Below are 18,842 nucleotides of genomic sequence, written 5' to 3'. Positions count from 1 at the left end.
AATGACACAGCTACCGAAGCAGACGCTGCGCGTGGGTTTCGTCGGATCGGGCTTCATCGCCCATTTCCACTTGAAGTCGATGATCGGCGTGCGCAATGTCGAGGTCACCGGTGTCTTCAGCCGCAAGGCTGAAAACCGTGAGAAGTTTGCAAACGAGGTCGCATCCCTCGGTCTCGGCAGCTGCCGTACCCATGAAAGCCTGGAAGCGCTGCTGACCGCCGACGACGTCGATGCGGTCTGGATCCTTTCGCCCAACTATACCCGCATCGACGTGATGCGAACGCTGCACAAGGCGGTCAAGGACGGCCGCAGCAGGGTCTTCGCCGTTGCCTGCGAAAAGCCGCTTGCGCGCACCGTGGCCGAGGCCCGCGAGATGCTGTCGCTGGCCGAAGATGCCGGCCTTAACCATGGCTATCTCGAAAACCAGGTCTTCTGCACGCCCGTCCTGCGCGGCAAGGAAATCATCTGGCGGCGCGCGGCGTCCACCACCGGCCGCCCCTACCTGGCGCGGGCGGCCGAGGAACATTCCGGCCCGCACGAGCCCTGGTTCTGGCAGGGCGACAAGCAGGGCGGCGGCGTGCTCTCGGACATGATGTGCCACAGCGTCGAAGTCGCACGCTACCTGCTGACGGCGCCGGGTGCGCCGCGCAATTCGCTGAAGATCAAGGCGGTGAACGGCACCGTCGCCAATCTCAAATGGACGCGGCCGCACTATGCCGAACAGCTGCGCAACCGCTTCGGCAGCGAGGTCGACTATCGCAGCCGACCGTCGGAGGATTTCGCCCGCGCCACGGTGACGCTCGAAGACCAGGACGGCAACGAGCTGATGATCGAGGCGACCACCTCCTGGGCCTATGTCGGCGCCGGGCTGCGCATCCAGCTCGAACTGCTCGGGCCGGAATATGCGCTCGAATATAATTCGCTCTCCACCGGCCTGAAGATCTTCATGTCGCGCGAGGTCAAGGGCTCGGAAGGCGAAGATCTCGTTGAGAAGCAGAACGCCGAGCAGGGCCTGATGCCGGTGCTCGAGGATGAGGCCGGCGTCTATGGCTACACGGATGAGAACCGCCATATGGTCGAGTGCTTCCGCAAGGGCGAAAAGCCGCTCGAAACCTTCGGGGACGGCCTTGCCGTGGTCGAGATGCTGATGGGCCTTTACCGTTCGGCAGAAATCAACGCGACCCTCAACTTCCCGGCGCCGGAACTGGAGCATTACGTGCCGGTCGTCGCGCGCCGTGGGGCCTGACGACGATCGTCATGCACCAAGAGCCGTCCCACTTCGCGGATTAATTTTACGGTGATGGCTGTGATGGTCTTCACCGCCCCGCCAGCATCAGGAGAATGCCGGCGCAATAGCTCAGGACCGCCGCGAGCGTGGAGGTCATCCCCAATTATACGCCTACCTCCGTGATCTCTGTTGACGGGGATCAATGTCGCCGCGCGCGCATCTGCCTACGCTGATCCAGTCCCTAAGCCCGGTCGCGAGGAGGAAACGCGATGACATACAAGACCATTCTCGCCGTCGTCGGCGTAGATCATTCCGCAGAGCATCTGCGCGCGGCAGCACAGGTTTGTGCATCCGCAAACGCTCACCTTTCCCTGTTGATCGTCAAGCTCGCTGCCGCTCCGCCGATCGGCGATTATGCCGCCGCCATCTCCATCGATTGGCTGAACGAGCGGCAGCGCGATGTCGACAAGCTCGATTCCTGCGTGGCGAAAGCAACGGATGTTCTCACCAGGGAAGGCATCTCGTTCAGTGTCGAAACGAAGTATACCGAAGCCGCCTGGGCCGATGACGAGATCGGCGAGCGTGCCCGCTACGCGGACCTGACGCTGGTCGGCGACGGTCTGATGCTGGACCCGGAACTGCGCTCACGCACCATCGACGGGACGTTGTTCAGCTCGGCCCGGCCGGTCCTCATCATGCCCAAGGGCAAGCCGGCACGTCTTGATCCGAAGACCGTGGTGCTGGCGTGGAACTCCCGGCTGGAAGCGGCCCGCGCGGTGCGCGAAGCGCTCGACATGCTGACTGGCGCCAGGATCGTCCATGTTACGATGGTCGACCCGCGTTCTGCCTACGGCAAGAACGGCGAGGAACCGGGCGCCGATATCGCCGGGTATCTTGCCCGGCACGGCGTTTCCGTTTCCGTCGAGCGGCTGCCGAGTGGCGGGCATCGGGTTGACGATGTAATCAATCGGTTCGCCTCCGATGTGGGTGCGGATATGATCGTCATGGGTGCCTATGGACACTCCAGAATGCGCGAGCGTGTTTTCGGCGGAGTCACCCGTTCGATGCTCGAAAACGCCGTGGTCCCCGTGCTCATGGCGCATTGATTGGCAGGGCCGGGTGGGGCGCGCAGCATTTGCCTGCGCGCCGAGCGGCGTCAGCCCGCAGAGGCGGCGCGTCCGGTCACGTCGTCGATCTCGATTTCGAAGAACAGATGCGGGGATGTGCCGGCAACGGGTTGCTCGCCTGGCTTCAGGCCCCCCGGCTCCCACCAGTTGATGCGCTGTTCGAGCAGAGACCAGGCGTTCATGCGCTCGCGGTGCCATTGTTTCGTATCCGGCAGTTCCTGGTAGCGGCCGTGGATGACGACGCTTCGCCAGTTCTGCCGGTCCGTTCCCGTGTCGACCTGCACGCAGACACGCGGATTGGCCCGCATCCAGTCGATCTTCTGTCCGGGCATCGAGAAGCTGTAGAGCCGGTTGGCTGCCAAGGCGTACTGGATGGGAACGATATAGGGCTGGCCATCCCTGGTGCAGCCCAGCCGGGCGATATGGTTCTCAGCGACAAGGTCAAGACATTCCTGCCGCGTCATCTCTCTGATCAACATGTGGCTCTCCTTTTTTAAAGAGATCGTCCAACCATCAGTCTCCGCCGACCAGGCATACTGGCATTGATCTCGCTCAAGTGCTGCCGATTTCGGCGATGCCGTCGCTTGGGTGTGGGCGGCGAGAAAATCCCTTGGCATGGGAATAAACGCTGTGGCGCTCCGTTTTCCCTCCCACGAAATCAGCCCGATGGCCTTCGTGCAGCGCGGTTGCTGCGCCTAAGCCCGGTGCCAACAAGGGAGCGCAGCCATGACCGCCAGCCCGGTGATCGCTTCGGATCAAGACCTCGTGGCCATGACGAGCGTGGGGACGGACCGCATCGAAGGTCACATGCCGGTGAGCGAGGTACGCCTTCTCGTTGGCGCAATGCTAGTGGCTTTTGCCGGCGTTCTGATCTTCCTCGCCGCGGATGGGCTGACGCTTTCGATGCGGTTGGCGCTCATGGTGTTTGCGACGACGCTCGTCGGCTGGACGGTGTTCGAACTGCCGGAGACGCCGGTCGCGCTTGGCGGTGCGGCGGTGCTCGCCGTCACCGGTGCCGTCGACGAGCAGGCGGTTTACGGCGCGCTCGGCAACGACATCGTCTGGCTGATGCTGGCGGCATCCGTGATCGCGGCGGTGCTGCAGGCATCCGGCCTCGTCGAGCGGCTGGCCTTCCGGCTGCTTTCCCGGTTTCGCGACGTGCGCCGACTGTTCTGGGTGGTGACGCTCACGATCTTTGCGACCGCCTTCGTCATTCCCTCGACCTCGGCGCGGGCTGCCATCTTCATGCCCGTCTTCCTGGGGCTTGCCTCGACCATTGGCCGCCCCGGCGTGACTCGCGCGCTGGCCCTGCTGTTTCCTTCCGTAATCTTGCTCTCGGCGGCAGCGTCGCTGACCGGTGCCGGCGCGCATCTCGTCGCCGTCGATTTCATCCGTCGCAGCGGCGGCGAGGCACCGGGTTTTCTTGGCTGGGCGCTGCTGGCGGCACCCTTCGCGCTGTTTACGAGCCTGATTGCCTGCGGCCTGGTCCTGCGCTTCTTTCTCGACGAGACCGATCGCCACGCGCGTCTCGATGTTTCGGCGGCGCCAACGCAGAGGCGTCCGTTTTCGGCGCGGGACAACATGAACCTTGCCGTCACCGCGACCATCGTCGCGGCGCTCGCGACCTCGGACCTACACGGCATCGCGCTACCGGTCGTAGCGTTAGTCGGCGCACTGGTTCTGGCATCGGAAAAGGTCTCCGGCATGCCGTTCCGCAAAGCGCTGAAAGGGGTCGAGTGGAACCTGCTTCTGTTTCTTGCCGGCACGCTCGTCATCGGCGAAGCCCTGCTCTCGACCGGAACGGCAACGCAGCTTGCCGACCGCCTGATCGCCGCCTTTAGCCAGATCGGCAGGCCGCCGGCATGGCTGGTGGTGCTTCTCGCCATCGCCGTCGCGACCTTTGCCCATATCGTCATTGCCTCGCGAACGGCGCGGGCGACCGTGCTCATTCCAGCTGTGGCGCTGCCGCTGGCGGGTTTCGGCGTCAGCCCTGCATGCCTCATCATGGCGACAACCATTGGTAGCGGATTCTGCCAGACGCTGATGGTTTCGGCCAAGCCTGTCGCGCTCTTCGGGGGCATGGAGCCGCCCGCTTTCAGTCCCTCCGATCTGCTCCGGTTGGCGCTGATGCTGGCGCTCCCGTTCATCGCGTTGCTGGCGCTCTTTGCCTTGGTGATCTGGCCGGCGATAGGTCTCGTTGTGTGACGGCAATCTATTGATATAGTTACGTTCCTAAGAGCCGGTGCGAATTTCGCACCGGCTCCTTGTTTTTCTTTCCGTAAGCGCCGGATTTCTCATTTCACCCCGGAATAAACACCGTGAGACAGCGTTTCTCCCTTGCATCCGCATTGTCACAAAAGTGCAAGGAGACTGTCACATGACACTTACCATTCTGGTTGCACCCTCCGGTTTCAAGGAAAGCCTGTCGGCGGAGGAAGCCGCCGATTGCATCGAGAAGGGCGTGTTGCGCGCCTGCCCGAAGGCCGAGGTCATCAAGGTGCCGATGGTCGATGGCGGCGAAGGTTTCACCAAGGCACTGGTCGCGATTACCGGCGGCAGCCTGCACGAACTCACCGTGACGGGGCCGCTCGGCGAGCCCGTCGCCTCGCATTTCGGCTTCCTCGGCGGGCAGTCCGAACGCACCGCCGTCATCGAAATGGCGGCGGCCGCCGGCTTGCGGCTGGTGCCGCGTGATCGCCGCAATCCCTGCATCACCACCAGCTACGGCGTCGGTGAATTGGTTCGGGCAGCGCTCGACGCCGGTGCCCGCCACATCCTGCTTGGCTGCGGCGATAGCGGCATCAATGACGGCGGCGCCGGCATGGCCGCAGCCTTGGGCGTGAAACTGCTCGACCGCGAGGGCAATCCACTTGCGCCCGGCGGTGCGGCGCTTGCTTCGCTCGCGCGCATCGATATGTCCGGTCGCGATCCGCGTCTTGCCGAGGTTTGCATCGACGCGGCTGTCAACTGGCACAATGTGCTGCTCGGCGAACGCGGCGTCGCTCGCGTCTTCGGGCCACAGAAAGGGGCGACGCCGGAACAGGTCGAGTTGCTCGCGGCAGCGATGGAAACCTATGCTGCCGCCATCGAGGCGACGACCGGCATTGTTGTCGGCAACGCACCGGGTGCCGGCGCATCCGGTGGGCTCGGTGCGGCTGTGATGGGCCTGCTCGGCGGCGCGCTGCATCCGCGCTACGACATCGTCATGCGCTACCTTGATCTCGACAGCATGATCGGCAAGGCCGATCTGGTGATCACCGCCGAAGGCAGCCTCGACGGTCAGACGCCGTTCGGCAAAGTGCCGGCCGAGGTCGGCCATAGGGCCAAGGAGGCGGGGCGCCCGGTCATCGCGCTTGCCGGCACGATCGGCAAGGGCGTGACCCTCAACTTCGACCACGGCATCGATGCCTTCGCCTCGATCGTCAAGGCGCCATGCACTCTCGACGACGCCATCAACGCAGCACCCAAACTGCTGGTGCGCGCCGCGGAAGACGCTGTACGCATGGTGCGCGTCGGCATGCTCCTGAACGAACGTGGACTTGCCGCCTGACGAAGCGGCCACAGCCCTGGCGGGACGGCGGCGCTGCCGCCTCCCGCCGGAGCCGCGCGGCGGCTACCGTCATGCAATCGCCAGGGTTGGCACCGGCCGCTCAGCACCTACATGTCGCTGTTGCTGGGAGCGGGCCTGCAGTTCCGCTATTTCGACGAACCGCTACCGCGTGGCGGCGACCCAGAACAGAGGGACCTCTTTCGAAGGGTCCCTCGTTTCTGATCATGGACTGGCAAAAGCCGTAGTTCGGTGCCGCTCGCTCGACGGTGCTTGCCGTTGCTACGAGCGGCAGAGCTCACGGGCGTCGAGAACGCCCCAGCCGAACACGGGATCCTTGCCCGGCGCGCCGAGGTCCTGCGTCGTTTCCGTGACGAGCTTTGCGACTTCTTCCGCCGACAGGTTTGGATGCGATGCCCGCAGGATGGCAACGGCAGCCGTGACGAAGGGAGCCGCAAAGGACGTGCCGGTTCGGGGAGCTGCCCCCTCGATCGACGCCGCGGTCCAGACGCTGGTGCCGAGCGCCGCGACATCGATATGGTCGCCGCGCCCGGCGCGACGGTAGGGCTTGAAGTTGCGGTCGACGGCGGTGACCGCTATCATCGCCGGATAGGCGGCGGGATAGACGGGTTTTGCCCGCGGACCATCGTTGCCGGCCGCCGCCACCTGGATGATGTTCTTTTCGGCGACGAGCGCGACAGTCCTTTCGAGCAGCAGGTTGTGTGGACCGGAGAGGCTCATGTTGATGACTGTGACATCGCGCGACGCCAGAAGGTCGATGGCGCGCACGAGATCGTAGGTCTCGGCGATGTCCGTCTCGCCGCCCCGCCGCTGGAAGGCGTCGACGGCAATCAGATGCGCATTGCTGAGCAGGCCAGGCGCGCGGCTGTCCCGGCGGCCGGCGATGAGTGCCGCGACCGCGGTGCCGTGCTGGCGACCGGACGTCGGCGCCTCCTCTCCCGCCAGCGTGACGATGTCGAGGTTGACGTCCTTGAGCGAGGGATGCGCGGGGTTGATGGCCGTGTCGATCAGCCCGATCGGACCCGCGGCGATGCAGGCCGCGTTGGTATCCGGCCAACCGATGGCGCCGCGAACGAGGGCGCAGCCACCGTCGGCACAGGGGGCGGTACTCTCGTTCGGCTCGAAATAGTGATTGATATCCGCAATCGCACCGGGAGACGCTTCGGCCACCTGGCGGCGCGCGTCCTCAAGCGCCATGCCCCCGGGCACGCCGAGCTTGACGATCTCGTTGGCGGAGAGAGCCAGCGGCGCCCGTGCATGCAGCGTGAAACCATTGGTGATGAGGCTTTGGACGGCGGGCTCGTTCAGGCCGAGGGCGATGATCTCGCTCGGCGCGTGGGTTGGGCGGCGGGCGGGTGGCCGACGCCGCTCGGTGCGCTTTTCCGGGGCGCGGCGGAAGAGGTCGAAGATATTGCCGCCGCCGCGCCAGGCGCCACCCGAGCCGCGATCGTTGGAACTGCGGGACGATCCGCCACCGCCGCCATCGTCATCATCGCCACCACCATCGTCGTCGTCCGCCTGGGCCGCGCTGACCCAGGGAAAACGCGCGCCGGCATCGCCGTTACCGCCAAGGTGGGAGAGGTCGCCGACGCCCGTTGCCAGGCCGCACCACGACAGGGCGGTCACTCGAAGGAAGCGTCTTTTCAAGGTTCTCTCCTCATTTCGACGGCATCCGAAGACGTCAGCTTACCGTGAACGAAAGGACCATCGATGGTGACTTTCGCGTGTGCTTCACATATCGCTCAACGGATGAATCAACAAATTATTCCCCCATGGGTGACGCGCAGCGCCGAAAGGAACGCCCCATGACGGATCCGACCATCGCCTTCGGCGAGCGCCTCGTCGCGTTCCTGCCGAACCTGCGCCGCTTCGCCATATCGCTTTGCCGCTCGCGCGACGTCGCCGACGATCTGGTGCAGGCGGCTTGCGAAAAGGCGCTTGCCGGCTCCGAACGGTTCGAGGAAGGCACGCGCTTCGACGCCTGGATGTTCCGCATCCTGCGCAACCTCTGGATCGACCAGCTCCGCCGCCAGAAAACCGCCGGACCGACCGAGGAGATCGAGGCGCAGGCTGAACTCGCCGTTCCCTCCGGCGAGGCTGGTGCGGAAGCACGCATGGCGCTGAAGAGCGTGGCAGCCGCGATTGACGGCCTTGTGCTCGAACAGCGGGAGGTGCTGTTGCTTACCTGTGTCGAGGAGCTTTCCTACAGAGAGGCGGCCGAGGTGCTCGGCATTCCGATCGGCACCGTCATGAGCAGGCTCGCCCGGGCACGCAAGAATCTCGCCGAGGCAACGGGAATAGAACCGCCGATCGCGCGTTCACAGGATATGAGAGGCGGGACGAGATGAGCGACGCGCAATTCACCGATGAAATCCTGATGGCGTTTGCCGATGGTGAGCTCGATGAGGAGACGACGCGCCGTGTCGAAGCGGCGCTCGAGAGCGACGACGAGTTGATGGCGCGCGTCGCCCTGTTCATGGAGACGCGGGCGGCCGCAAGCGAAGCGTTGAAGCCGGTGCTCGCCGAGCCGGTGCCGGACGAACTGGTGCAAAAGGTGCGAGCCATGGCTGCCACTGCGGCGGCGGCGAACGCCCAGCGCGCCATTGACGTGCCGTCACCCGGTGCTGAAAACGTCGTGGCGTTTCGTCGGTCAGCCGATCACGCAACAGCGCCGCAGCGCCATGTCTCAAGGCTTCTGATGGCGCTCGCCGCTTCGCTGCTCGTTGTCGTCGGTGGTGCCGGCGGTTACCTGCTTCGCGGTGGTGGGCTGGCGGATACCGGGGCCGTCCATGTGGCTGGCTCTGTCGACCCGGCGCTCTCTGCCATCCTCGACCACGCGGCTTCAGGCGAAGAAGTCGCTGTTGGGGAGGGGCAGGGGACGGTGCGTCTGGTATCGGCATTCGAACTCGCCGGCGGGCAGCTCTGCCGCGAATACGAACTCACGCAACCCGGCCAGCCCGGCCTCGTCTCCGTGGCATGCCGGAAGGCGTCGATCTGGCAGACGCGGCTGGCCGTCGCCAAGCCGGAAGGCGGAGACGGATACGCGCCCGCCTCGTCGCTCGAAACCGTTGACGCCTTTCTGACCTCGGTTGGTGCCGGGCAGCCGCTCGATGCGGAGGCAGAGAAGAAAGCGCTCGCCGCGAAGTAAGCACGCATCTCAGCGTGATGCTTCAATCGGTACCGATAGGCTGACCTTGACCGGATCCATGGTCACGAAAGTGCGGAACCGCTTGATGTTCGGATTGCCGAAGAACATGCGCCGCGTGAAGGCTTCGTATTCGGCCATGGTCGGCACGATGACGACGAGCATGAAATCGACGTCGCCGGTAACATAGTAGCATTGCTGCACCTCGGGTGCTGCGGTGAAGGCCGCCTTCGCCGCATCGAGCAGGGCGATCTGCTCGCTTTCGACCTCCACCTCCACCAGGATCGTCAGCGCCTGGTTGACGCTGACCGGGTCGATCAGCGCGACATTGGCGCGGATGACGCCGGTTTCCTCCATGCGCTTGATCCGTCGCTGGACGGCGGGTGCGGAGAGATTGACCGCTTCGCCGATCTGGCGCTGCGGCGTTGTGTTGTCCTTCTGCAGGATGGCGAGGATCGCGAGGTCGAAACGATCCAGTTCGACCTTTGGTCTTTTGGAGGGGGCCATCCGGTGCCTTTCGGTTCATGCCTTTGCAGCGGCCGCGAGCGGAACACCACGCGTCTGCGCATCGATTAACTTTACAAACTTGCATTCGCGCGGGGCATTTAGAGCGCATTTCTCGGCTGGGATGAAATAGATATTCGCCAGCCTACGGAGATTGCACCATGTTCCTTGCCAACACTCACGCCGATTTCGGCCACCCCCTGCTGACCGCGGATGCGGACATGCTGTCGCTGACGGCCGCCGCTAATGTCGAGCAGCAGCTTGCCCGCCGCCCCGACCATCGGCCAACGCCGCTACATGCCTTGCCGGCTTTGGCGGGAGAGCTCGGCATTGCCGGCGTCTTCGTCAAGGACGAGGGCCACCGCCTGGGGCTTGGCAGCTTCAAGGCGCTTGGTGGCTCCTACGCGGTGATCCGGCTGGTGATCGAGGAGGCGGAGCGGCGTCTCGGGCGCAACATCGATCTCGACGATCTGGAGCGGCCAGAGGTTCGGGCAATTGCCGCCGCCCTGACCTTCGGCTGCGCCACCGATGGCAATCACGGCCGCTCGGTCGCCATGGGCGCCCGACTGGTCGGCGCCAAATCGGTGATCTTCGTGCATGCGGGTGTCAGCGAGATGCGCATCGAGGCGATCGCGGCCTATGGCGCCGAGATTGTCCGCGTTGCCGGCACCTATGACGATTCCGTCCGCGAGGCCGCGCGGGTCTGTGACGAAAATGGCTGGACCGTCGTGTCGGACACGACATGGCCCGGCTACGAATACATTCCCGGCTTGGTGATGCAGGGCTACACGGCGCTGTTGAGCGAGGCGTTGCGGCAGATGGAAGAGCCGCCGACCCATGTGTTCGTGCAGGCGGGCGTCGGCGGCATTGCCGCCGCCACCGCGGGGCATCTGGCACTGCGTTATGGCGCGGAGCGTCCGCGTTTCGTCGTCGTCGATCCGGCGCGCGCCGCGTGCCTCTACGAAAGCGCCAGGGCCGGACGTCCCGTCAAGGTGGCGCATGGCGAGGCGACGATCATGGCCATGCTCGAATGCTACGAGCCGTCGGTCGTCGCCTGGCGTATCCTGTCCCGTGTCGCCGATGCCTTCATGACCGTCGACGAGGAGGATGCCGTTTCGGTGATGAACCGGCTGGCGCGGCCTGCAGGACCTGATCCGGCGATCGTGTCCGGCGAAAGCGGCGGCGTCGGCCTCGCCGGGCTGCTGGCCGTTGCCCGGGATCCGTCGCTCCGGGAGGCGCTCGGATTGACGGCCCAGTCGCGCGCCTTCGTCATCAATACCGAGGGGGCAACGGACCCCGAGCGCTATGCCGCCCTGGTCGGTTTGTCGCCCGAGACCGTCGCCAACGCATCGAACGAGAGAGGGTGAGCCATGGTGGAAATGGATTTTGACCGGCTTGTCGCGGAGATGACGGCTTGGCGCCGCGACCTGCATGCGCACCCGGAATTCGGCTTCGAGGAACAGCGCACCTCATCCTTCGTCGCCGCAAAGCTCAGGGAATTCGGGCTCGACGAGGTGGTGGAGGGCGTCGGCGGCACCGGTGTCGTCGGCCGGCTGAAACGTGGCAGCGGCAACCGCGCCATCGCGCTCCGGGCCGACATGGATGCGCTCAGGATACCGGAACAGGGAGAGTTGCCCTACCGCTCGAGAAAGCCCGGCACCATGCATGCCTGTGGCCATGACGGTCACACGGCCATGCTGCTCGGCGCCGCCAAGATGCTTGCCGAAGACGGCGGCTTCGATGGTACCGCGTGCTTCATCTTCCAGCCGGCCGAGGAGTGGGGCAAGGGCGCGCTCGCGATGCTCGACGACGGGCTGATGGAACGCTTTCCCTTCGACGAAATCTACGGCCTGCACAACATGCCGGGGCTGCCGATCGGCCGCTTTGAGACCCGCGTCGGCGCGATTATGTCGGCGGAGGACAATTTCGAAATCGTGCTCAAAGGCGTTGGCGGGCACGCGGCGCGGCCGCACTGGGGCAACGAGACGCTGGTCGCCGCCTGTGCCACCGTCGTCAATCTGCAGACGATCGTCTCGCGCCGCCTGTCGCCGACGGATATCGGTGTCGTCTCGGTCACCGAGCTTTTGACCGACGGCACGCGCAACGCGCTGCCCGGTCTCGCCCGCATCCTCGGTGACGCCCGCAGCTTCCGCCCGGAGGTCAGCGCCAGAATCGAGGCGGAGATGCGCGTGATCGCCAGAGGTACGGCGGATGCTTATGGCTGCGAGGTCGAGGTCAACTATACGCGCGAGTTCGTGCCGCTGATCAACGACCCGGCCTTGACCGGCCACGCCTTTGCCGCGGCTGAAGCGGTGTTCGGCACCGGGAATGTCGCAACGGCCGCCGAGCCGATGACCGGCTCGGAGGATTTCGCGCGCTTCCTCGAGCACGTGCCGGGCTGCTTCGTCTTCATCGGCAACGGCGAGGCGTCGGCGCCGCTGCACAATCCGCGTTACGACTTCAACGACGATGCCCTGATCTTCGGCGCGCGCTACCACGCCGAGATTATCCGGCAGAGACTGGCGCCAGCCGACGCCCTGTCATGAACAGAAATCCGCATGAAAACAGGACAGAGATGCCATTTCCTTCCATCAATGCTGCGCGCCTGATCGGGCGCATCCGCGAGCTTGGCGAACTTGGTCGCGATGCTGAGGGCCGATTGACCCGGCTGGCCGGCTCCGACAACGACAAGGCCGGTCGCGATCGCCTCATCGCCTGGATCGAGGCGGCAGGACTCGACGCTGCGGTCGACCGCATCGGCAACATCTTCGGCATCTGGCGCGACGAGGGCAATAGCGGCGAAGCGCCGGTCATGCTCGGCTCGCACATCGACACGGTCATCAATGCCGGCATCTATGACGGATGTTACGGCGTGCTTGCCGCGCTCGAAGTGATCGAGACGCTGAAGGAGCGTGGCGTGTCGCCGACGCGGCCGATCGTCGTTGCCGCCTTCACCAACGAGGAGGGCGTGCGTTTTGCGCCCGACATGCTCGGCTCGCTCGTCTATGTCGGCGGCCTGCCGCTGGAGCCGGCGCTCGCGACCATCGGCACGGATGGCTCGTCGCTGGGCGAGGAACTCGAGCGGATTCGCTATGCCGGCAATGTCGAGCCGGGTTTCCTCAAGCCCCACGCCTATGTCGAGCTCCATATCGAGCAGGGGCCGGTGCTGCAGCGCGAGGGCTTTGCAATCGGTGCCGTCGAGAACCTGCAGGGTATTTCCTGGCAGCGCGTGACGATCGATGGTGTCGCCAACCATGCCGGCACGACACCGATGGCGATGCGCTCCGACGCCGGTCTCGCCGCCGCCCGCGTCAGTCTCTTCCTGCGCGAGCATATCGCCCGCTCGAACGCGCCGAGCGTGGCGACCATCGGCACCATGCGTTTCGAGCCCGACGCGATCAACGTCATCCCGTCGCGTGCCGTCTTCACGGTCGATCTGCGCGATCCGGACGAGGAACGACTGCTGGTGCTCGAAGCGGCGCTGTCGGACTTTCTCGCGCGTATCGGCGCGGAAGAGGGTGTCCAGATCTCGGTCGAGCGGCTTGCACGCTTCCAGCCGGTGGCTTTCGATCAGGGCATCGTCGCGACGATCGAGGCTTCGGCCAGCGCGCGAGGCCTCAATAGCCGGCGCATGACCTCGGGCGCCGGCCACGACGCCCAGATGATCGCCCGCATTGCGCCGACGGCGATGATCTTCGTTCCGAGCCGCGATGGCATCAGCCACAATCCGCGTGAACACACGGAGCCGGATGAGCTCGTCGCCGGCGCCAACGTGCTCCTCGATGTGGTCGAGTGGATGGTGAGTGGTCGCTAGAGGGGGATAGGGACTCTGCGCGTTCGTTGATTGAACGGGATCGATATCGCGCCTCCCTCTGCGCCGTCATGCTCGGGCTTGGCCCGGGCATCCAGACACAGGCGTTTCTGCGTCCGCGATAAACTGCGCACGTCACGTCACCCTTCGTCGTGACGAAGCAGACGTCTCTTCAAGGCTCTCTTTTCGTGTGACCTGCGCTTTTGCTGGATCCCGTATCGCTCTTCTGCCCGGGGGAAGACTCTGGCCGGTTCCCCTCGATAGGCCCTTCGGGCGTCCGGCGGAAAAGGTTGAGGAAACTGCTGCCGCCGTGCCATGCGCTGCCGGTTGGTCCATAATCCCGCCCGTCGCGCGAAGAGGATGAGTGGCGCTCGCTATCTCCGTCAAAGACGCCAACCCCGTCGATGGCGCCACCGCCGCCGCCTGCACCGGTCCCGCCGGGTCCTTCGCCCGCGCCGCTACCATCGCCGGAGCCCCAATCGCCGCCACCCCCATCGCCGCCACCCTCGGTGCCGCCGCTCCCGATGTTTTCGCCGCCTTGGTCGCTGCCGCCCGGAGCACCTTCGCCATTCCCGCCGTCGACATCGGCGTCGTCCGCATGGGCGGCGGAAATCCAGGAAAAGCCCGCGGCAAAACGCCCGTCGCGCGGGAGGCCACCGGCGAGTGCAAGGGCTCCCATCGTCAGAGCCGTCAGTCTCAGCAGGCGTGACCTCAAGTCTTTACTCCTTGTGCGAACGGCGTACTTGCGCCGTTTTGCAAGACCTTCTGCGCGGCAGAGACGGCAATTCATTGCGAATGAATTTCGCCGACAGCGACTTTCGCGTGAACTTTGCATACCGCTCAATCGACGCGGGGACAAGTTATTCGGGTGACGGGTGACGGGTGAAGTGGTGCGCAGGGTGCGGGGCCCATGGCGGCGACCACAACGCGCAGATGGTCGCCAGCCCCACAGCGGCGATCTTCCTAGCCCGCCGTGAAGGCGTCGGCCACAATCTGCGCGAACATATGGAGCCGCATGACCTTTGCCGATGCCAGCGTGCTTCTCGATGGGATCGAGCGGAAGGTGCACGCTCGCCCCTCCCGAGCATGACGGCGAAGGAGTCCGTTGGCGATCACCGCTTCCGCCTCTGGGGCGCTGGACGGAAGTCCTGCGCGAACTGAAGGGGCCGTGACTGGCCCCTTCAGCGTGTCTTTGCGTCTACTCGGCCGCGCCAGCCGCCCCTTCCACCGGCATGTAGAGGTCGCCGCCTTCGCGGTATTTCGCCGCCATTGCCTCCAGCCCTTCCTTCTGCGCCTCGGCCCGGATGTCGTGCGAGATCCGCATGGAGCAGAATTTCGGGCCGCACATCGAGCAGAAATGCGCGACCTTGTGCGCCTCCTTCGGCAGGGTCTCGTCGTGGAAGTTGCGGGCCGTCTCCGGGTCGAGAGAGAGGTTGAACTGGTCCTCCCAGCGGAACTCGAAGCGGGCGCGCGAGAGCGCGTCGTCGCGCACCTGAGCGGCCGGATGGCCCTTGGCGAGGTCGGCGGCGTGGGCGGCGATCTTGTAGGTAATGACACCCACCTTGACGTCATTTCGGTCGGGCAGGCCGAGATGCTCCTTCGGCGTGACGTAGCAGAGCATGGCGGTGCCGAACCAGCCAATCATGGCCGCGCCGATGCCCGAGGTGATGTGGTCGTAGCCCGGTGCGATGTCCGTCGTCAGCGGTCCGAGCGTGTAGAACGGCGCTTCGCCGCAAACGGTGAGCTGCTTGTCCATGTTCTCCTTGATCTTGTGCATCGGGACGTGACCGGGGCCTTCGATCATCACCTGACAATCCTTGGCCCAGGCGATCTTTGTAAGTTCGCCCAGCGTTTCGAGTTCGGCGAATTGCGCGGCGTCGTTGGCGTCGGCGATCGAGCCCGGGCGCAGGCCGTCGCCGAGCGAGAAGGAGACGTCATAGGCGCGGCAGATGTCGCAGATCTCCTCGAAATGCTCGTAGAGGAAGCTTTCGCGGTGGTGGTGCAGACACCACTTGGCCATGATCGAGCCGCCGCGCGAAACGATGCCGGTGACGCGATCGACGGTGAGCGGGATGTAATGCAGGCGGACGCCGGCATGGATGGTGAAGTAGTCGACGCCCTGTTCGGCCTGCTCGATCAATGTGTCGCGATAGACTTCCCAGGTGAGGTTCTCGGCAATGCCGTTGACCTTTTCCAGAGCCTGGTAAAGTGGCACGGTGCCGATCGGAACCGGTGAATTCCGGATGATCCATTCGCGGATGTTGTGGATGTTGCGGCCGGTCGAGAGGTCCATGACCGTGTCGGCGCCCCAGCGGGTCGCCCAGACCATCTTCTCGACCTCTTCGGCCATAGACGAGGTGACGGCGGAGTTGCCGATATTGGCATTGATTTTCACCAGGAAGTTCCGTCCGATGATCATCGGTTCGGATTCCGGGTGGTTGATGTTGGCGGGCAGGATCGCCCGGCCGCTGGCAATTTCCTGGCGAACGAATTCCGGCGTTACATGGTCGGGGATGTGGGCGCCGAAGCTCTCGCCGTCGCGGACCTTCGCCCGCGCCGCCTCGCGGCCGAGATTTTCGCGGATGGCGACGAACTCCATTTCGGGCGTGATGATGCCGGCGCGGGCATAGGCAAGCTGGGTCACTGCGCGGCCAGCCGTTGCCTTCAGCGGTGCGTGCTGGAACGGGAAGGTCGGCGTCAGCCGGTCTCCGCTCACAAAGCCGTTGTCCTCCGGGCGGACGGTGCGTCCCTCATAGGTTTCCACATCGCCGCGGTCGACGATCCAGTTGCGGCGGAGCCGCGGCAGACCGTCCTCGATGCGGATCTCGGCGTCGTCGGCTGTGTAGTCGCCGGAGGAATCATAGACCGTGACCGGCGGCTCGCCCGAGGTCGGGTGCAGCGCGATCTCGCGCATCGGTACGCGGATATCCGGGTGAAGGATGCCCGGCTTGTGGATCTTGCGGGAGGCGGGAAGCGGGCCTTGCGTGACCGAGAGGGGAGTAGGTTTGGTGGCAATATTCATGACGAGGCTCCAAGTTGCGATTGGAGACCCAGTTCTGATGCCGGAAAGATGAAAGACGCTCCGCCAGATGCTGGACGCACGGAATCCTGGCTTCGATATCTGCACCGTCCCTACGCCAGTATGAACTGGATCAGGTTCAACGGGTCACTGCGCTATAGCCGGCAAGCCGACCATCCAGCAGAATCTCAGCCCCTTGCGGGACCCCCCTGGTGAATGCCTAGATCATAGCCATTGATCGGCCCGGGACGTCAAGCGCGAATTCGCCTGTCGATGAAGATGCACCTAATACGTGTGTTTGCGGAAGTGAGTTTGGCGCTAGCGGTCGGCCTTATCCGGTGCCGACCGCTCAGCGTAGTCGGCGCGGTTGATACCATGGCGCTGGAGCTTGTCGTAGAAGGTCTTGCGCGGAATTCCGAGCGCTTCGATCGTCGCCTTGACGTCGCCACGCTGGGTGCGCAGCGCCTCCTTCAGGATTTCCGCCTCATAGCGTTCGAGCCGTTCGGGTAGCGCAAATCCCGGCTGTTTGGCAGGCGCAATCGCTTGTCCGAGTGGGCCTTCGACACCAAGCGCCACCCGTTCGGCAAAGTGCGAGAGTTCGCGCACATTGCCGGGCCAGGCATGGGTCATCAGGTGCTGTTGCGCAGCCGGCGAGATCATGGGTACGTCGCGCCTGAAGCGCTCGGCTGCCCGGGTCAGGAAGTGCGAGAACAGCAGCGGGATATCGTCGCGGCGTTCGCGCAGAGGCGGGATCGATAGCGTCACGACATTCAATCTGAAGTAGAGATCTTCTCGGAAATCGCCGCGCTCAACCGGATTGCCGAGATCGATCTTGGCAGCAGCGATGACGCGGATATCGACCCGTCGCACCTGGTTGGTGCCGAGTGGCGTGATCTCGCGCGCTTCCAAAACACGCAGCATCTTCACCTGCGTTGCCGGCGGCATCGCCTCGATCTCGTCGAGAAACAACGTACCGCCGTTCGCATGCTCTATCCGGCCGATGCGCTTCTTCAAGGCGCCGGTAAAGGCGCCCTGTTCGTGGCCGAAGAGTTCGCTTTCGATCACCGTTTCCGGCAGCGCCCCGCAATTCAGCGCCACGAAGTTGCCGTTGCGGCGCCGGCTCCAGTTGTGGAGCAGGGTCGCGACCACTTCCTTGCCGCTGCCGGTTTCGCCGGCGACCAGCACGTCCACATCGGTATCGGCGATGTGCCGAATCGTCTGGCGCAAGCGTTCCATGACTGGCGTCTGGCCGATCAGCGGCAGGCTGTCTCCGGCTGCCTCCGCGGCCCGTTTCAGCGCGCGGTTTTCCATGACGAGCTTTCGCTTTTCGAGTGCACGTCGCACGCTCTGCACCAGCCGGTCGGCGGCAAAGGGTTTTGGGATGAAGTCGTAGACGCCGTCCTGCAGGGCCTGCACCGCCATCGGAATATCGCCATGGCCGGTGACCAGGATTACGGGCAGGTCCGCGTCGAAGGCCGCGATGCGCCGATAGAACGCCAAGCCGTCGATGCCCGGCATGCGGATATCGCTGACGACGATGCCGTCGAAATTTGCGTCGAGCGTCTCCAGCGCTTCGGCGGCGCTGGCAAACGAGGCGACGGTAAGGTTGGCGAGCTCCAGCGTCTGCGTCATCGCCTTGCGCAGGTGGTTGTCGTCGTCGACGAGATAGACGGTCGGCTGCATTGCTCAGGCCCTCTTCAGGCGAACCGTGAAGACGGTGCCCTTGTCGCTGGTTTCGACGGCGATCTCGCCGCCATAATCGGCGACGATCTCCTTGGAGATGGCAAGGCCAAGGCCGAGCCCTTCATCTTTGGAAGTATTGAACGGCGTGAACAGATCCTCGCGGATATGCTGGGGAATGCCGGGGCCGTTGTCGGCAACAACAAGCGAAACGGTGCCGGAGGGTCCGTCCGCGCAGTGCACGCGGATCTCGGCATCGCCGCGCGTACCCAGCGCTTCCAGCGCATTTTGCAGCAAATTGATCAGCACCTGTTCGAGGCGGATGCGGCTGCCGTAAACGCTGAGTCCGTTTTCCGGCAGGTCGATGACGATCGCATCCATGCGGCCGGCAAAGCGGCTGCGCAGCAGCATCAGCGCGCCCTCGATCACCTCGCGCATGGGGGTCGGTTCGGCGACGAAGCGGCCCTTGCGGGCAAAGCTGCGCAGCTCGTCGGTGATGGCGCCGACCCTTTCGGTGAGTTCGGCTATGCTGGCGAGGTTCTCCACCGCCGTTTGCTGCTGGCCCCGGTCGAGGAAGATACGGGCATTGTCGGCGTAGGCGCGGATGGTCGCAACCGGCTGGTTGATTTCGTGGGCGACGCCGGCTGCCACCTGGCCGAGGATCGCCAGCCGGTTCGCCTGTACCAGCTCCTGCTGCACCGCCTGGAGCTTCTCTCCGGTGCGCCGGTGGTCGGCGATCTCCGTTTCCAGATGATCGCGA

16 protein-coding genes and 1 riboswitch are annotated in these 18,842 nt (G+C 64.7%); of the genes, 9 read left to right on the top strand and 7 right to left on the bottom strand.

What is annotated here, in order from left to right; all coding sequences use genetic code 11:
* Position 1: 1 nt before the first annotated feature.
* Both I8N66_RS07855 and I8N66_RS07850 read left to right on the top strand, forming a co-directional pair.
* Positions 2-1,246, top strand: coding sequence for a Gfo/Idh/MocA family oxidoreductase (locus I8N66_RS07855; protein WP_291151814.1), 1,245 nt, complete (start codon positions 2-4; stop codon positions 1,244-1,246).
* A gap of 251 nt (positions 1,247-1,497) precedes the next feature.
* Entirely contained in the window at positions 1,498-2,334 is an 837-nt protein-coding gene (locus tag I8N66_RS07850) for a universal stress protein (RefSeq protein WP_291151811.1), read from the top strand.
* A 50-nt stretch (positions 2,335-2,384) separates the two neighbouring features.
* Here I8N66_RS07850 and I8N66_RS07845 read toward each other — a convergent pair whose 3' ends face one another.
* Complete coding sequence (locus tag I8N66_RS07845) at positions 2,385-2,834, bottom strand: pyridoxamine 5'-phosphate oxidase family protein (protein ID WP_113538398.1); 450 nt, start codon at positions 2,832-2,834, stop codon at positions 2,385-2,387.
* A gap of 247 nt (positions 2,835-3,081) precedes the next feature.
* Here I8N66_RS07845 and I8N66_RS07840 point away from each other — a divergent pair, with 247 nt between their 5' ends.
* Together I8N66_RS07840 and I8N66_RS07835 are read left to right on the top strand one after the other, a co-directional pair.
* Positions 3,082-4,560 carry an SLC13 family permease gene (locus I8N66_RS07840; RefSeq protein WP_291151806.1) on the top strand — a complete coding sequence of 493 codons (1,479 nt, stop codon included), beginning with the start codon at positions 3,082-3,084 and terminating at the stop codon, positions 4,558-4,560.
* Positions 4,561-4,732: 172 nt separating this feature from the next.
* Positions 4,733-5,905, top strand: a complete 1,173-nt coding sequence (locus I8N66_RS07835) for a glycerate kinase (protein WP_291151803.1) — start codon at positions 4,733-4,735, stop codon at positions 5,903-5,905.
* Positions 5,906-6,184: 279 nt separating this feature from the next.
* Here the strand turns inward: I8N66_RS07835 and I8N66_RS07830 are convergent, their stop codons facing one another.
* Positions 6,185-7,570 carry a S8 family serine peptidase gene (locus I8N66_RS07830; RefSeq protein ID WP_291151799.1) on the bottom strand — a complete coding sequence of 462 codons (1,386 nt, stop codon included), beginning with the start codon at positions 7,568-7,570 and terminating at the stop codon, positions 6,185-6,187.
* Between the two features lie 158 nt (positions 7,571-7,728).
* Here I8N66_RS07830 and I8N66_RS07825 point away from each other — a divergent pair, with 158 nt between their 5' ends.
* Together I8N66_RS07825 and I8N66_RS07820 are read left to right on the top strand one after the other, a co-directional pair.
* A complete protein-coding gene (locus I8N66_RS07825) occupies positions 7,729-8,271 on the top strand; it encodes an RNA polymerase sigma factor (RefSeq protein WP_291151797.1) in 543 nt (180 codons plus the stop codon).
* A complete protein-coding gene (locus I8N66_RS07820) occupies positions 8,268-9,071 on the top strand; it encodes a zf-HC2 domain-containing protein (protein ID WP_291151794.1) in 804 nt (267 codons plus the stop codon). Before I8N66_RS07825 ends, I8N66_RS07820 begins: the two co-directional genes overlap by 4 nt.
* Before the next feature lie 9 nt (positions 9,072-9,080).
* On the opposite strand, the gene I8N66_RS07815 is transcribed toward I8N66_RS07820, so the two are convergent.
* Positions 9,081-9,575, bottom strand: a complete 495-nt coding sequence (locus I8N66_RS07815) for an Lrp/AsnC family transcriptional regulator (protein WP_291151791.1) — start codon at positions 9,573-9,575, stop codon at positions 9,081-9,083.
* Between the two features lie 158 nt (positions 9,576-9,733).
* Here I8N66_RS07815 and I8N66_RS07810 point away from each other — a divergent pair, with 158 nt between their 5' ends.
* Genes I8N66_RS07810 through I8N66_RS07800 form a run of 3 tightly spaced genes read left to right on the top strand, consistent with a single transcriptional unit; the run spans position 9,734 to position 13,386 of the window.
* The gene (locus tag I8N66_RS07810; RefSeq protein WP_291151788.1) at positions 9,734-10,939 is read left to right on the top strand and encodes a diaminopropionate ammonia-lyase; all 1,206 of its coding nucleotides are present in this window, start codon (positions 9,734-9,736) and stop codon (positions 10,937-10,939) included.
* Positions 10,940-10,942: 3 nt separating this feature from the next.
* A complete protein-coding gene (locus I8N66_RS07805) occupies positions 10,943-12,118 on the top strand; it encodes a M20 aminoacylase family protein (RefSeq protein WP_291151785.1) in 1,176 nt (391 codons plus the stop codon).
* A 29-nt stretch (positions 12,119-12,147) separates the two neighbouring features.
* Positions 12,148-13,386: a Zn-dependent hydrolase gene (locus tag I8N66_RS07800; protein WP_291151782.1), complete on the top strand. Its 1,239-nt coding sequence runs from the start codon at positions 12,148-12,150 to the stop codon at positions 13,384-13,386.
* A 169-nt stretch (positions 13,387-13,555) separates the two neighbouring features.
* On the opposite strand, the gene I8N66_RS07795 is transcribed toward I8N66_RS07800, so the two are convergent.
* The 4 genes from I8N66_RS07795 to I8N66_RS07780 all read right to left on the bottom strand — a co-directional run.
* Positions 13,556-14,098: a hypothetical protein gene (locus I8N66_RS07795; RefSeq protein WP_291151779.1), complete on the bottom strand. Its 543-nt coding sequence runs from the start codon at positions 14,096-14,098 to the stop codon at positions 13,556-13,558.
* Between the two features lie 483 nt (positions 14,099-14,581).
* Positions 14,582-16,405 (bottom strand): phosphomethylpyrimidine synthase ThiC, encoded by a 1,824-nt coding sequence (gene thiC / locus I8N66_RS07790; protein WP_291151776.1) that lies wholly within the window; start codon positions 16,403-16,405, stop codon positions 14,582-14,584.
* An 89-nt stretch (positions 16,406-16,494) separates the two neighbouring features.
* Positions 16,495-16,623, bottom strand: a riboswitch (TPP riboswitch).
* Between the two features lie 97 nt (positions 16,624-16,720).
* Positions 16,721-18,085: a sigma-54 dependent transcriptional regulator gene (locus I8N66_RS07785; RefSeq protein ID WP_291151773.1), complete on the bottom strand. Its 1,365-nt coding sequence runs from the start codon at positions 18,083-18,085 to the stop codon at positions 16,721-16,723.
* Positions 18,086-18,088: 3 nt separating this feature from the next.
* The coding region (locus I8N66_RS07780; RefSeq protein WP_291151771.1) for an ATP-binding protein at positions 18,089-18,842 on the bottom strand (754 nt) is incomplete at its 5' end.

It is taken from the genome of Ensifer sp. SSB1 (genome assembly GCF_016652895.1).
In the GTDB taxonomy this organism is placed as follows: domain Bacteria; phylum Pseudomonadota; class Alphaproteobacteria; order Rhizobiales; family Rhizobiaceae; genus Ensifer.
This window is presented reverse-complemented; position numbering and strand designations above follow the sequence as displayed.

Bases quoted from the DNA above. Each gene is read 5' to 3' on its own strand.
- I8N66_RS07845 (WP_113538398.1), bottom strand. From the start codon at position 2,834: ATGTTGATCAGAGAGATGACGCGGCAGGAATGTCTTGACCTTGTCGCT.
- I8N66_RS07805 (WP_291151785.1), top strand. From the start codon at position 10,943: ATGGTGGAAATGGATTTTGACCGGCTTGTCGCGGAGATGACGGCTTGG.
- I8N66_RS07785 (WP_291151773.1), bottom strand. From the start codon at position 18,085: ATGCAGCCGACCGTCTATCTCGTCGACGACGACAACCACCTGCGCAAG.
- I8N66_RS07850 (WP_291151811.1), top strand. From the start codon at position 1,498: ATGACATACAAGACCATTCTCGCCGTCGTCGGCGTAGATCATTCCGCA.
- thiC (WP_291151776.1), bottom strand. From the start codon at position 16,405: ATGAATATTGCCACCAAACCTACTCCCCTCTCGGTCACGCAAGGCCCG.
- I8N66_RS07800 (WP_291151782.1), top strand. From the start codon at position 12,148: ATGCCATTTCCTTCCATCAATGCTGCGCGCCTGATCGGGCGCATCCGC.
- I8N66_RS07855 (WP_291151814.1), top strand. From the start codon at position 2: ATGACACAGCTACCGAAGCAGACGCTGCGCGTGGGTTTCGTCGGATCG.
- I8N66_RS07835 (WP_291151803.1), top strand. From the start codon at position 4,733: ATGACACTTACCATTCTGGTTGCACCCTCCGGTTTCAAGGAAAGCCTG.
- I8N66_RS07820 (WP_291151794.1), top strand. From the start codon at position 8,268: ATGAGCGACGCGCAATTCACCGATGAAATCCTGATGGCGTTTGCCGAT.
- I8N66_RS07840 (WP_291151806.1), top strand. From the start codon at position 3,082: ATGACCGCCAGCCCGGTGATCGCTTCGGATCAAGACCTCGTGGCCATG.
- I8N66_RS07810 (WP_291151788.1), top strand. From the start codon at position 9,734: ATGTTCCTTGCCAACACTCACGCCGATTTCGGCCACCCCCTGCTGACC.
- I8N66_RS07815 (WP_291151791.1), bottom strand. From the start codon at position 9,575: ATGGCCCCCTCCAAAAGACCAAAGGTCGAACTGGATCGTTTCGACCTC.
- I8N66_RS07825 (WP_291151797.1), top strand. From the start codon at position 7,729: ATGACGGATCCGACCATCGCCTTCGGCGAGCGCCTCGTCGCGTTCCTG.